This window comes from Pseudomonas sp. FG98 (assembly GCF_057808595.1).
Window position 1 is genome coordinate 1 of record NZ_JBMDIJ010000013.1, and the last position, 13,392, is coordinate 13,392.

The 13,392-nt window shown below is 63.0% G+C and carries 15 protein-coding genes; 10 read left to right on the forward strand and 5 right to left on the reverse strand.

What is annotated here, in order from left to right:
- Window positions 1–115 precede the first annotated feature (115 nt).
- Together ACODSK_RS11295 and ACODSK_RS11300 are read right to left on the reverse strand one after the other, a co-directional pair.
- A complete protein-coding gene (locus tag ACODSK_RS11295; RefSeq protein ID WP_489016019.1) occupies window positions 116–1,969 on the reverse strand; it encodes an Lnb N-terminal periplasmic domain-containing protein in 1,854 nt (617 codons plus the stop codon).
- A gap of 86 nt (window positions 1,970–2,055) precedes the next feature.
- Window positions 2,056–2,544 carry a DUF3015 domain-containing protein gene (locus ACODSK_RS11300; RefSeq protein WP_489016020.1) on the reverse strand — a complete coding sequence of 163 codons (489 nt, stop codon included), beginning with the start codon at window positions 2,542–2,544 and terminating at the stop codon, window positions 2,056–2,058.
- 276 nt (window positions 2,545–2,820) lie between these two features.
- Here ACODSK_RS11300 and ACODSK_RS11305 point away from each other — a divergent pair, with 276 nt between their 5' ends.
- The 5 genes from ACODSK_RS11305 (at window position 2,821) to bamJ (ending at window position 7,473) form a co-directional block, all read left to right on the forward strand.
- Window positions 2,821–5,259 carry a Lon protease family protein gene (locus tag ACODSK_RS11305; RefSeq protein ID WP_489016022.1) on the forward strand — a complete coding sequence of 813 codons (2,439 nt, stop codon included), beginning with the start codon at window positions 2,821–2,823 and terminating at the stop codon, window positions 5,257–5,259.
- A 167-nt stretch (window positions 5,260–5,426) separates the two neighbouring features.
- Complete coding sequence (locus tag ACODSK_RS11310; protein WP_489016024.1) at window positions 5,427–5,735, forward strand: PA4575 family protein; 309 nt, start codon at window positions 5,427–5,429, stop codon at window positions 5,733–5,735.
- Window positions 5,736–5,850: 115 nt separating this feature from the next.
- Window positions 5,851–6,339: a TIGR00645 family protein gene (locus ACODSK_RS11315; protein WP_075801504.1), complete on the forward strand. Its 489-nt coding sequence runs from the start codon at window positions 5,851–5,853 to the stop codon at window positions 6,337–6,339.
- A gap of 124 nt (window positions 6,340–6,463) precedes the next feature.
- Window positions 6,464–6,769 (forward strand): DUF6482 family protein, encoded by a 306-nt coding sequence (locus tag ACODSK_RS11320; protein ID WP_489016025.1) that lies wholly within the window; start codon window positions 6,464–6,466, stop codon window positions 6,767–6,769.
- A gap of 86 nt (window positions 6,770–6,855) precedes the next feature.
- Window positions 6,856–7,473: a BamJ family beta-barrel-assembly machinery protein gene (gene bamJ, locus ACODSK_RS11325; protein WP_489016026.1), complete on the forward strand. Its 618-nt coding sequence runs from the start codon at window positions 6,856–6,858 to the stop codon at window positions 7,471–7,473.
- Between the two features lie 113 nt (window positions 7,474–7,586).
- Here bamJ and ACODSK_RS11330 read toward each other — a convergent pair whose 3' ends face one another.
- From ACODSK_RS11330 to ACODSK_RS11340, 3 genes are all read right to left on the reverse strand, one after another.
- A complete protein-coding gene (locus ACODSK_RS11330; protein ID WP_489016027.1) occupies window positions 7,587–7,835 on the reverse strand; it encodes a PA4570 family protein in 249 nt (82 codons plus the stop codon).
- A 134-nt stretch (window positions 7,836–7,969) separates the two neighbouring features.
- Window positions 7,970–8,311: a zinc ribbon domain-containing protein YjdM gene (locus ACODSK_RS11335; protein ID WP_075801500.1), complete on the reverse strand. Its 342-nt coding sequence runs from the start codon at window positions 8,309–8,311 to the stop codon at window positions 7,970–7,972.
- A gap of 101 nt (window positions 8,312–8,412) precedes the next feature.
- Window positions 8,413–9,381, reverse strand: coding sequence for a polyprenyl synthetase family protein (locus ACODSK_RS11340; protein ID WP_489016029.1), 969 nt, complete (start codon window positions 9,379–9,381; stop codon window positions 8,413–8,415).
- 251 nt (window positions 9,382–9,632) lie between these two features.
- On the opposite strand from ACODSK_RS11340, the gene rplU reads away from it, so the two are divergent.
- The 5 genes from rplU (at window position 9,633) to ACODSK_RS11365 (ending at window position 13,335) form a co-directional block, all read left to right on the forward strand.
- Window positions 9,633–9,947, forward strand: a complete 315-nt coding sequence (gene rplU / locus ACODSK_RS11345) for a 50S ribosomal protein L21 (protein WP_009398990.1) — start codon at window positions 9,633–9,635, stop codon at window positions 9,945–9,947.
- Window positions 9,948–9,983: 36 nt separating this feature from the next.
- Entirely contained in the window at window positions 9,984–10,241 is a 258-nt protein-coding gene (gene rpmA, locus ACODSK_RS11350; protein WP_009398991.1) for a 50S ribosomal protein L27, read from the forward strand.
- A 187-nt stretch (window positions 10,242–10,428) separates the two neighbouring features.
- Window positions 10,429–11,655, forward strand: coding sequence for an Obg family GTPase CgtA (gene cgtA, locus ACODSK_RS11355; RefSeq protein ID WP_489016031.1), 1,227 nt, complete (start codon window positions 10,429–10,431; stop codon window positions 11,653–11,655).
- A gap of 93 nt (window positions 11,656–11,748) precedes the next feature.
- Window positions 11,749–12,867, forward strand: a complete 1,119-nt coding sequence (proB, locus tag ACODSK_RS11360) for a glutamate 5-kinase (protein ID WP_489016033.1) — start codon at window positions 11,749–11,751, stop codon at window positions 12,865–12,867.
- Between the two features lie 54 nt (window positions 12,868–12,921).
- Window positions 12,922–13,335, forward strand: a complete 414-nt coding sequence (locus ACODSK_RS11365) for a CreA family protein (protein ID WP_489016169.1) — start codon at window positions 12,922–12,924, stop codon at window positions 13,333–13,335.
- The last annotated feature ends 57 nt before the right edge of the window (window positions 13,336–13,392 follow it).

Genomic DNA, 13,392 nt, shown 5'->3' on the forward strand with positions numbered 1-13,392 from the left:
GTTTTACGACGGCTTCGCCGCCGATCGCGGCTAACAGCCGCTCCCACAAGGTCCGTGTTGTACCTGATAGAAATGTGTAGATACCCATGCAGCGATGAGGCCCACCAACGCAACATCAATAGTTGTACCACTTGAGTTCCAGCATCACCTCGTTCTGCGCCGTCGCCAATTGGCTGAACTCGCGCTTGGCACTCAACCGCAGTCCCAGGCTGTCGCTCAGCTCCCATTGCTGGTTCAGGCTCAGGCTGCGCCGCACTTCGCCGTTGATGAAGTAATCGCCCTTGGCCTCCAGGCTCAGGTTGCCCAGGCCGTTGCGCCACAGCACTCCGGTATTGAACCCGGCCGCCGGGGCGATGAACTGGGCGAAATCGTTGTGATGCTCGACCCGCACCGTGCCCAGGGCGAAGCCGAGCAGGTCGTCGCCCAGCTTCCAGGTGCCGCCGGCGCCGCCGTTGACATGGCTGACCAGCACCTCGTCATCATGCTTTCCGGGCACTCGTTCCAGGCCGCCAGCCACCTGCCATGACCACGGCTTGAGCAGGTCGTTGCGCGGGGTCAGCGAGCGTATGGTCGCCAGGTCCAGGCGCTGCACCTGCCAGTCATTACCTTCGTACTGGCGCAGCTTGAGCTGGAGAATCTCGATCTGTGCGCCCAGCGGGAAGCCGTAGGCGTTGTCGTTGAGGTCGTGGTAGGCCATGCGCAGGCCATATTCGGCGAAGGCGCGGTCCTCGCGGGTGCCGACGCCGAGTTGCCAGGTGCGCGACTCATGGCCGTTCTCCGGCAGGCCGGGACGCTCGATGTCCAATGGCGGCGGCGGGTTGCGGTTGATTGCCCGCAGCAGTTCGAAGCTGCGCCGGGCCTGCTCCGGGTCGCGCTCCTGGCCGGTGGCGCGATAGCGCTCGAGACGGTAGGCGGCGTCCTGCACCAGGGCCTGGCGCGGCGCGGGCAGGGCGGTGAATTCAGGACTTTGCAGCTTGCTGGTATCGGCGGCCAGCGCCAGCACCTGTTGCTGCTCGGCCTTGTCCAGCGGCTCGGCGCGGGCCAGCAACTCGCGTTCCCGCGACGGACGGTAGTCCACCCGTTCCACCAGCCCGGCGTTCTTTACCGCCTTGACCGTGTCGGTGGGAATGGCGGTGAGCGGGAAGTGCGAGGTCAGGTCCAGGCTTGGCCGAGCCACCTGGAGCAGTTCCAGCAAACGGTAGGAGCAGTTTTCATCGAAGAAGAAATAGTCGAAGCGGATCTGCTTGAGCTCCCAGATGTGCTCGACCATGCGCCCGGTTTCCTCGGGCGTGAGGTTCAACTGGTATTCCCACAGGTCGCGGTTTTCCAGGCTGCGGTATTCGGAGAGCTTTTCCTGGTAGGGGACGAAGGCGAACAGGCCCGGATAGCCGCCCATCAGGCCCTTCCAGGCGTAGAGAATGCTGTTGTCGTTGCCTTCGATATAGGCACCGAAATTGACCGCGTAGCTGAGCAGGGCGGTCTGGTTGCTTTGCACGTCGGCCTGGTCGATACGCAGCAGGGTGTGGCCGAACATCGACGACGGGCTGTTCAGGTAGGCGGCCGGGAAGATCAGCACCGCGCTGTGTGGCGCCACGTCCTGGAACCACTCGCGGTATTCGATGCAGTCGGGTGTCGGCAGATCGGTCAGGTGCAGTTGCTCGCGCAGCCAGCGGGTACGGGCGGGGTAGACGCACTGGGCATGCTGGTCGCCCTTGCTGGCTGGCTCGTACAGCGCCTTTACGGTGGCGGCCAGTTCGCGGTCCGGGTGGTGCGCGCCGTCATCGGCGAGAAAGAAGCGCTCGTCGTCGACATAGCTGCGCCAGCCGCCGAGCTTGCCCGTCTCGTAGTGGCCCAGGGCGATCCAGTAGGGATCGGCGGCCAGGCGCTGCAAGCGCGATTCGTCCATGAAAGGTGCGGCGTGCAACGGGGCACAGGCACAGAGCGCCAGGTAGGCGAGGCGTTTGAGCATGTCGGGCGACTACTTCTCGAATGAAGCCGATGGGAGCGATGCAGCAACCCGCCCCGTCCCCGGGGCGGGGTGACACCAGGTCAGATTCAGGCCGGGGTAGCGTACTTGGCCAGGCGAGCATCCGACTTGAGGATGGCGAGGGTGTTGGTGTGGACGTCTTCAGCGGTGGTGTCCGCGGTCTTGAAGATTTCCGAGAAGTGCTGGTGGGTGACGGCGGCGAAGTGCGCGCGGTCTTCAGGGGCTACGCCAAGAACCACGGCGTAGGTGGTCAGGGCTTCGCCCTGGCCCTTGGCCATGTCTTCGGAGAGCTCGTTCATCATGCCGTTCATGGCGAGCCAGGATTTGCCGCCGTAGGTCAGCGCAGCGTTGGTCGAGCAGCCGTTGGTGCCCGAGGTCATGCCGAAGGTGGCGTTGCCCGAGGTGCCGTTGGTGGTGGAAGCGAGGAAGTGGGCAGGCGTACCGCGTTGCCCTTCGAACAGCATGTTGCCCCAACCGCAGTCCGGACCGCCGGGCGCCTGGGCCATGGCGTTGATCGAAACCGCGGTGAACAGAGTACCCAGAAGAATCCGTTTCATAGCTTTGTTCTCTTTTTTGATGTGCAAACCAAAGGTCAGGGTTGTCCGGCATGCTTCAGAGGTAGCTGCCGGATCCGGTCCGGTTATCTACCGGGCCGCGCAGTGTAGAGCTTAGGCACGATTCAACGGTTCCGTGATTAATTGCGAAATATTGCTTTCACATAGGCGATCCATCACGTTTTTCCACCTTGTAGGCAATTGCGCCGAGAGCCTTGCAACACGGGCGCGGGCAGCGCCAGAATGCCGTCATCTGCCCCGCCGAAGTAAGGAAGCCCGATGCCCGATCCTGTCGCTGCGAGCCTGCGTCTTGCGCCCGAAGCCCTGACCCGGCCGTTTTCCGCTGAACAGTTCGCTTTTTCCACAACCAATGATCTGGAGCCATTTCGCGGTGTACTAGGCCAGGAGCGTGCAGTCGAAGCCCTGCAGTTCGGCGTCGCCATGCCGCGTCCGGGATACAACGTATTCGTCATGGGCGAGCCGGGGACCGGCCGCTTCTCGTTCGTCAAACGCTACCTGAAAGCCGAAGGCAAGCGCCTGCAGACCCCGTCCGACTGGGTCTACGTCAACAATTTCGACGAGCCGCGCGAGCCGCGTGCGGTGGAGCTGCCACCGGGCAGCGCGAGTACCTTCATCGCCGACATCGGCAGCCTGATCGACAACCTGGTGGTGACCTTCCCGGCGGTGTTCGAGCACCCGTCCTACCAGCAGAAGAAGAGCGCCATCGACCGCGCCTTCAACCAGCGTTACGACCGTGCCCTCGATGTGATCGAGCGGGCTTCGCTGGAAAAGGACGTGGCCCTGTACCGCGACAGCAGCAACGTCGCCTTCACCCCGATGAGCGACGGCAAGGCCCTCGACGAGGCCGAATTCGCCCAGTTGCCGGAGGCCGAGCGCGAGCGCTTCCACCAGGACATCGCCGATCTTGAAGAGCGCCTGAACGAGGAACTGGCCAGCCTGCCGCAGTGGAAGCGCGAGTCGAACAACCAACTGCGCCAGCTCAACGAAGAAACCATCACCCTGGCCCTGCAACCGCTGCTCGGCCCGCTCTCCGAGAAGTACTCGGAAAACGCTGCGGTATGCGCCTACCTGCAGGCCGTGCAGGTCCACCTGCTGCGCACCGTGGTCGAGCAGCTGGTGGATGACAGCAAGGTCGACGCCGTGGCGCGCAAGATGCTCGAAGAGCAGCTGTCGCCGAGCCTGGTGGTCGGTCACGCCGTCAATGGCGGCGCACCGGTGGTGTTCGAGCCGCACCCGACCTACGACAACCTCTTTGGCCGGATCGAATACAGCACCGACCAGGGCGCGCTGTACACCAACTACCGGCAACTGCGCCCGGGTGCGCTGCACCGCGCCAATGGCGGCTTCCTGATTCTCGAAGCGGAGAAGATGCTCGGCGAGCCCTTCGTCTGGGACGCACTCAAGCGCGCCCTGCAATCGCGCAAGCTGAAGATGGAATCGCCCCTGGGCGAGCTGGGGCGCATCGCCACCGTGACCCTGACGCCGCAGATGATTCCGTTGCAGGTCAAGGTCGTCATTATCGGCGCCCGCCAGCTCTACTACGCGCTGCAGGACCACGATCCGGACTTCCAGGAGATGTTCCGCGTGCTGGTGGATTTCGATGAAGAGATCCCGATGCACGACGAGAGCCTGGAGCAGTTCGCCCAGTTGCTGAAAACCCGCACCAGCGAGGAAGGCATGGCACCGCTGACCGCCGATGCGGTGGCGCGCCTGGCCACCTACAGCGCGCGCCTGGCGGAAAACCAGAAGCGCCTGTCGGCGCGGATCGGCGATCTGTTCCAGTTGGTCAGCGAGGCGGATTTCATCCGTCACCTGGCCAACGATGAAATGACCGATGTCGGCCATATCGAGCGTGCGCTCAAGGCCAAGGCCACGCGCACCGGGCGGGTATCGGCGCGGATTCTCGACGACATGCTCGCCGGGATCATCCTGATCGACACCGAGGGCGCTGCGGTCGGCAAGTGCAACGGGCTGACCGTGCTGGAAGTGGGCGACTCCGCCTTCGGCGTGCCGGCGCGGATTTCCGCCACGGTGTACCCGGGCGGCAGCGGCATCGTCGATATCGAGCGCGAGGTCAACCTCGGTCAGCCGATCCACTCCAAGGGGGTGATGATCCTCACCGGTTACCTGGGCAGCCGGTATGCCCAGGAATTCCCTCTGGCGATTTCGGCGAGCATCGCCCTGGAGCAGTCCTACGGCTATGTCGACGGCGACAGCGCGTCCCTCGGCGAGGCCTGCACGCTGATCTCGGCCTTGTCGAAAACGCCGCTCAAGCAGTGCTTCGCCATCACCGGCTCGATCAACCAGTTCGGTGAAGTGCAGGCGGTGGGCGGGGTCAACGAGAAGATCGAGGGCTTCTTCCGCCTCTGCGAAGCGCGCGGGCTGACCGGTGAGCAGGGGGCGATCATTCCCAAGGCCAACGTCTCGACCCTGATGCTCGACGAGCGCGTGCTGCAGGCCGTGCGCGCAGGGCAGTTCCATGTCTATGCGGTCAGCCAGGCCGACGAGGCGCTGAGCCTGCTGGTGGGCGAGCCGGCCGGTGCGCCGGATGCCGACGGCCAGTTCCCCGAGGGCAGCGTCAACGCCCGGGTGGTGGAGCGCCTGCGGGTGATCGCCGAGATGATCAGCGAGGAAGACTTCAAGGAGGCGGAAAAAGAGCAGGCGGAACAGGCGCTTGCCGAAGTGAAGCCGGCCTGACCCTGTGATGGCGGGCGCCGGGGTGGCATGACCATTCGGCGCCCGTTCGGCCCCGGCAGCTTGTGCCGGCCGGTTTTCTTCTATCCTTCAAAGCATGGATAGTCGTCGGTACAGGATGGAAACAGCCTTGTCGAAGGCTGAACGAGGTTCTTCCGAGGGTCGTCGCCATGCCGCGCAGCCTCAGCCTTACCCGCCAATGCCTGGGTCTGGTGACCCGCATCGAGTGCAGCATTCGTCCCCTGTCCGGTGACAACGGCATGTGGACACTCCTCTTCGCCGCCGGAATGGCCGGCGAACAACCTTCCGCGATCAAGGCCCAGGGGCCGTTCCATGGACCGTTCGTGGCCGAGTCGGTGCTCAACGCCATCGTCGACAGCCTGACCCTCCACGGTTATCAGCTGGCCGATGATCCGCAGATCTGGAGCGTGCACCTGCAGGCGCAGTTGCGCCGGGTAAACGGTCACGCGCATCACTGAAGTGCGCGCCTGATACCTTTCCTTGCCGCCTGCGGCAGCGCGTCGCGGGCTTTTTCCTACACGTTCGGCTGATATACTCCCGCCCGATTTTCCCCGCCTTCAGGTGACTAGCTCAATGGAACGCTTTATCGAAAATGCGATGTACGCCTCGCGCTGGCTGCTCGCACCGATCTACTTTGGATTGTCGCTGGGCTTGCTGGCGCTGGCGCTGAAGTTCTTCCAGGAAATCTTCCACGTTCTGCCAAACGTCTTTGCCCTGGCCGAGGCCGACCTGATCCTGGTGCTGCTGTCGCTGATCGACATGGCCCTGGTCGGCGGCCTGCTGGTGATGGTGATGATCTCCGGCTACGAGAACTTCGTCTCGCAACTGGACATCGACGAAGACAAGGAAAAGCTCAGCTGGCTGGGCAAGATGGACTCCTCTTCGCTGAAGATGAAGGTCGCGGCGTCGATCGTGGCGATCTCCTCGATCCACCTGCTGCGGGTTTTCATGGATGCGCAGAACATCGCCTCCAACTACCTGATGTGGTACGTGATCATCCACATGACCTTCGTGGTCTCGGCCTTTGCCATGGGTTACCTGGACAAGGTCACCAAGCACTGATCGCGGTTCCGCCCGCTTCATCGACCGCCCGTCCGTTGCAAAACGGACGGGCGGTTGCGTTTCTGCCTTGTGCTTTGTAACCGGCTGTACGAAAAATGAGCAGTCAACGTTGCGAGGTATGCCCATGAACCTGCACGAACTGAACACCCAGGCCCGCGCGGGCCGTATCGACGAGCTCAACCTGATCGCCATCGAAGGGGGCGACTATTTGCTGGAGGCCCGCTCCCACGGGCACGCCCATGCGCTCACCGACGTCCGTGGCGGACGCCTGAAAGTGCATTCGGTGGAGGAGGCGCATAACCTGCTCGACGGCCTGCCGGCGATGCGCATGCACCTGGTGCATTGGTCGGTGCAGGACGAAATGTGCGGGATGGCCAGTGTCGTCGAGGAAGACCTCAAGGTGCCGCTGTCCAGCCGTTCCCCCAGGTAGCTGATTCGCTTCGCCGCAGTGTGCTAGGCTGCGAGCCCTTTTCATAAAGGGCGCGGTCGTCAAGCGCCCTGCTGCGGAGCAAGCGAATGTCCGAAATCAACCTGTCTACCGACGAAACCCGCGTCAGCTACGGCATCGGCCGCCAACTGGGCGGTCAACTGCGCGACAACCCGCCACCGGGTGTGAGCCTGGATGCCATCCTGGCCGGCCTGACCGACGCCTTCAATGGCGCTGAAAGCCGCGTCAGCGAAGAAGACCTGTCGGCCAGCTTCCGTGTGATCCGCGAAGTCATGCAGGCCCAGCAGGCTGCCAAGGCTGAAGCCGCTGCTGCTGCCGGCAAGGAATTCCTGGTCGAGAACGCCAAGCGCGAAGGCATCACCACCCTGGCCTCCGGCCTGCAGTACGAAGTGCTGACCGCTGGCGAAGGCGCCAAGCCGACTCGTGAAGACAACGTGCGTACCCACTACCACGGCACCCTGATCGACGGCACTGTCTTCGACAGCTCCTACGATCGTGGCCAGCCGGCCGAATTCCCGGTTGGTGGCGTGATCGCTGGCTGGACCGAAGCCCTGCAACTGATGAATGCCGGCAGCAAATGGCGCCTGTACGTGCCAAGCGAGCTGGCCTACGGCGCCCAGGGCGTCGGCAGCATCCCGCCGCACAGCGTGCTGGTGTTCGACGTCGAGCTGCTGGACGTTCTGTAAGGCTTCAAGCCTCATCGCTGGCAACGCCAGCTCCCACAAGGATCGCGTGCACCGCCAACCTGTGGGAGCCGGCGTTGCCGGCGATGAGGCCTTAAAGACAGTAAAGAAATCAGCTAGAACCCCGTATGCGGGGTGTTCGGGCGCAACGCCCGGGCATAGCAGAACAGGAACAGGTTCCTCACCAGTTCCTTGAGCACGATCGGCTCACTCGAATTCAAACCATTCAGGTCCAGGTCGCCCTGGTCGCGCAGTTCGTCCAGTGCCGCTTCTTCGAGCACGGCACAGACTTCGCCGGTCTCGCGGTGGAGGATGCGCAGGTAGGGGTGGGGGCGGTCAAGCCAGGCGTCGATCAGATAAGTCATGGCTATTCTCCTTGAAAGCGTTCAGTGAGAATAATTCTTATTATCAGAATAGCAAGTGACAATTGGGAATAATTTGCATTTTCTGCCGAGGTGCGCGCCCGTGTCGCAGCGCGCACCTGGAATCAGGCGGGAAATCAGACCTTGCGGACGAACTCCGACTTCAGCTTCATCGGGCCGATGCCGTCGATCTTGCAGTCGATATCGTGGTCGCCGTCGCACAGGCGGATGTTCTTGACCTTGGTGCCGACCTTGACCACCAGCGAGGTGCCCTTGACCTTCAGGTCCTTGATCACGGTGATGGTGTCGCCGTCCTGCAGGACGTTGCCGACCGCGTCCTTCTTCACCACGTCATCGTTGGCCGCCTCGGCGTCGCCGCTGGCCGACCACTCGTGGGCGCACTCGGGGCAGATCAGTTGAGCGCCGTCTTCATAGGTGTATTCGGAATTGCATTTGGGGCAGGGTGGCAAGGTGCTCACTAAATTTCCTCGGGTCGTGCGTGCAGAAAACCCACATTGTATAGGGTTTTGTCCGACAGAGGAAAATCAGGCCCGTCGAGCGACGGGCCGGGCGGGGTCGATCAGTGGGTGCGGGCGACGGCGAATTCGCTGAGTTCAACCAGCGCATCGCGGTATTCGCTGGCCGGCAGCACTTCGAGGCAGGCAATGGCGCGGGCGACGTAGTCGCGGGCCAGGTTGGCGGTGTAGTCCAGGGAGCCCGAGGCTTCCACGGCTTCGCGGATGCGTTCCAGGTCTTCGATCCCGCCTTTCTGGATCGCCTGGCGGACCAGTGCGGCCTGTTCCGGGGTGCCTTCGCGCATGGTGTAGATCAGCGGCAGGGTCGGCTTGCCTTCGGCCAGGTCGTCGCCGACGTTCTTGCCCAGGGTCTGCGCATCGCCCTTGTAGTCGAGCAGGTCGTCGACCAGCTGGAAGGCCACGCCCAGATGGTCGCCGAAGGTGCGCAGGGCCTCGCGCTGTTCTTCGCTGGCACCGGCCAGGGCGGCGGCGCTGTGGGTCGAGGCTTCGAACAGCATCGCGGTCTTGCCGCGGATGACGTCCATGTAGATCTCTTCGGTGGTGCTGGCATCGCGAATCCGCGACAGCTGCAGCACTTCGCCTTCGGCGATGACCCGGGTGGCCTTGGAGAGGATCTGCATGACCGGCATCGAGCCCAGCTCGACCATCATTTCGAAGGAGCGGGAATAAAGGAAGTCGCCCACCAGTACGCTCGGTGCGTTGCCCCACAGGGCATTGGCGGTGGAGCGGCCGCGGCGCATGCCGGACATGTCGACCACGTCGTCATGCAGCAGGGTGGCGGTGTGGAGGAATTCGATGGTGGCGGCCAGCAGGCGCAGGTCGTCGCCTTCGCGGCCCAGGGCCTTGCCGCAGAGCAGTACCAGCAGCGGACGCAGACGCTTGCCGCCGGCCGAGGTAATGTAGTCGCCGATTTTCGATACCAGCGGAACGCGGGAAGTCAGCTGTTTCTTGATGATCTCGTCAACGGCGCTGAAATCGTCCGCTACCGCGCGGTAGAAAGCTTGGGGTTGCATCGGCCACAGGTGCTCCATATAGGTTGCGCGGCATGCTAGGTTGCGGGTCCCGGCCTGTCAAGGCGCCCGGCCCGGCGGCCCGGGGCGCCACTTGCAAGGGCTGGTTGGCTTGCGTACAATCGCGCACCCTACTTCCTGGGCAGCACCTGCCTTACGCAATTGCACCGGGCCGTTCCAGCCTCGTGCAGCCATGCCAGCCAATACTCTTCCTATAAAGCGCTGGGTGAGCAGGATTATCGGAGAAATACCCAATGTCTTACGCAGTAATTGTTACCGGTGGCAAGCAGTACAAAGTCGCCGAAGGTGAATACCTGAAGATCGAAAAACTGGAAGTCGCTACCGGCGAATCCGTTACTTTCGACCGCGTTCTGCTGGTTGCCAATGGCGACGACGTGAACATCGGCGCTCCAGTCGTTGCTGGTGCAAAAGTTGTTGCTGAAGTGATCTCCCAAGGTCGTCACGACAAAGTGCGCATCATCAAGTTCCGCCGCCGTAAGCACCACATGAAGCGTATGGGCCACCGCCAGTGGTTCACCGAGATCAAAATCACCGGTATTCAGGCTTAATTTCCAGCCTAATCCCCCTTCAGGAGAATTGAACTCATGGCACACAAAAAAGCTGGTGGTAGTACCCGTAACGGTCGCGACTCAGAAGCCAAACGCCTTGGCGTGAAGATGTATGGCGGCCAGGCTATCGTTCCAGGCAACATCATCGTCCGTCAGCGCGGCACCCAGTTCCACGCTGGCTACGGCGTTGGCATGGGCAAGGATCACACCTTGTTCGCCAAGATCGCTGGCAAGATCAAGTTCGAAGTAAAAGGCGCCTTCGGTCGTCGTTACGTGAGCGTTGTCGCCGAGTAATCGTGCGATCGCTGGAGAAGCCCTGTCTTGCGACGGGGCTTTTTCGTTTATGGAGTGAGTCTCTTGCAAAGCTGTCCGCATGGGCTGCCGGCGCTGTATTCGCATGACGGGTTAGCCGCGCTCATTTTTGCAAGAGCCTTACGTATCTGGTCACTCAGCTCGTCGATCTGACGAGAGGCGGTTTTGAATGAAGTTTGTTGACGAAGTATCGATCCGGGTCAAAGCCGGTGATGGCGGGAACGGTTGCATGGCCTTCCGCCGCGAAAAATTCATCGAGAACGGTGGTCCCAACGGTGGTGACGGTGGTGATGGCGGTTCGATCTACATGGTCGCCGACGAAAACCTCAACACCCTGGTCGACTACCGCTACACCCGTCATTTCGAAGCCGAGCGTGGCGCAAACGGTGGCAGCACCGACTGCACCGGCAAGAAGGGTGAAGACCTGATCCTGCGTGTTCCGGTGGGCACCACCGTGATCGACGCCAGCACCCAGGAAATCATCGGCGACCTGGTCAAGGCCGGTCAGAAACTGATGGTGGTGCAGGGCGGCTGGCACGGCCTGGGCAACACCCGTTTCAAGTCCAGTACCAACCGTGCGCCACGCCAGACCACCCCAGGCAAGCCGGGCGAGCAGCGTGACCTCAAGCTGGAAATGAAAGTCCTCGCCGACGTCGGTCTGCTGGGCCTGCCAAACGCTGGCAAGAGCACCTTCATCCGTGCCGTTTCCGCCGCCAAGCCGAAGGTCGCCGACTACCCGTTCACCACCCTGGTGCCGAACCTGGGCGTGGTCAGCGTCGACCGCTGGAAAAGCTTCGTCATCGCCGACATTCCCGGCCTGATCGAAGGCGCTTCCGACGGTGCCGGCCTGGGTATCCGCTTCCTCAAGCACCTGGCTCGTACCCGCGTGCTGCTGCACTTGGTCGACCTGGCGCCGCTGGACGAAAGCAGCCCGGCCGATGCCGCTGAAGTGATCGTCAACGAGCTGGAGCGCTTCAGCCCGTCGCTGTGCGAGCGCGAGCGCTGGCTGGTGCTGAACAAGTCGGACATGATCCCGGAAGACGAGCGTGAAGCCCGGGTCAAGGAAGTGGTCGATCGCCTGCAATGGGAAGGCCCGGTCTACCTGATCTCGGCGATCTCCCGCCAGGGCACCGAGCAGATCAGCCACGACCTGATGCGCTACCTCGAAGACCGCGCCGACCGCCTGGCCGCCGACCCGGCCTACGCTGCCGAACTGGCCGACCTCGACCAGCGCATCGAAGACGAGGCCCGCGCTCAGCTGCAGGCCCTGGACGATGCCCGCACCTTGCGCCGCACCGGCGTCAAGAGCGTGGCCGATGCCAGCGATGACGATGATGACTTCTGGGGCGAAGAGGACGACGAAGACGGTCCGGAAATCATTTACGTGCGCGACTGATCCGTTGCAGTACACTGAACGCCGCTTTTTCAAGCGGCGTTTTGTTATCTACAAAATCTACAGAATCCACACAGATCGATAGGTTGGAAGAAGATGCGGAGCAAGGTGACAGGTGCCCAGCGCTGGGTCGTGAAGATTGGCAGTGCCCTGCTGACGGCAGATGGCAAGGGCCTGGATCGCGCGGCGATGGGTGTCTGGGTTGAGCAGATGGTGGCCCTGCGTGAAGCAGGCGTCGAGTTGGTGCTGGTCTCCTCCGGGGCCGTGGCTGCCGGCATGAGCCGTCTGGGCTGGACCAAGCGACCGAGTGCGATGAACGAGTTGCAGGCAGCTGCTTCCATCGGCCAGATGGGCCTGGTGCAGGCCTGGGAATCGAGCTTCGCCGAGCACGGCAAGCACACCGCGCAGATTCTCCTGACCCACGACGACCTGTCCGACCGCAAGCGTTACCTCAACGCTCGCAGCACCCTGCGCACCCTGGTGGAGCTGGGCGTGGTACCGGTGATCAACGAGAACGACACCGTGGTCACCGACGAGATCCGCTTTGGCGACAACGACACCCTGGCGGCTCTGGTGGCCAACCTGGTCGAAGCCGACCTGCTGGTGATCCTCACCGACCGCGACGGCATGTTCGACGCCGACCCGCGCAACAACCCCGAAGCCCAGCTGATCTACGAAGCCCGTGCCGACGATCCGGCGCTGGACGCCGTGGCTGGCGGTACCGGCGGCGCCCTGGGTCGTGGCGGCATGCAGACCAAGCTGCGCGCAGCCCGTCTGGCGGCCCGTTCCGGTGCCCACACCATCATCATCGGTGGGCGTATCGAGCGCGTGCTGGACCGCCTCAAGGCCGGCGAGCGCATCGGCACCCTGCTGTCGCCGGAGCGCGGCATGCTCGCCGCGCGCAAGCAATGGCTGGCTGGCCACCTGCAGACCCGCGGCACCCTGGTGCTGGACGCCGGCGCCGTGCAGGCGCTGCGTGGTGCCAACAAGAGCCTGCTGCCAGTGGGCGTGAAGACCGTACAAGGCAGTTTCCGCCGTGGCGAGATGGTGGTCTGCGTCGGTCCGGACGGTGCCGAAGTGGCCCGTGGCCTGGCCAACTACAGCGCCCTGGAAGCACAGAAAATCATCGGCCAGCCGTCGGATGCCATCGAAAGCCTGCTGGGCTACAGCGCCGAGCCGGAGCTGGTGCACCGCGACAACCTGATTCTGGTCTGAGGAGAGATCCACGTGTTCAAGGGACTGTTTGCCGCCGCTTTGCTGGCGTTGCCGATGCTGGCCTCGGCGGAAGTGGTGGGTGAGGTATCCACGGTGTTCAAGATGTTGGGGCCCAATGACAAGATCGTCGTCGAGGCCTTCGACGATCCCAAGGTCTCGGGCGTGACCTGCTACCTGTCGCGGGCCAAGACCGGCGGCGTGAAAGGTGGCCTGGGCCTGGCCGAGGACCGTGCCGAAGCCTCCATCGCCTGCCGCCAGGTCGGGCCGATTGAATTCAAGGGCACGCTCAAGGATGGCGAGGAAGTGTTCAAGGAGCGTACCTCGCTGGTGTTCAAGACCATGCAGGTAGTGCGCTTCTTCGACAAAACACGCAACACCCTGGTTTACCTGGTGTACAGCGACCGGATCATCGAAGGCAGCCCGCAGAACGCGGTGACGGCGATTCCGATTCTGCCCTGGGCCAAGTGACCAGAGTCTGAAATTTTCAGGGGCTCTCGGGCCCTATCGCCGGCAACGCCGGCTCCC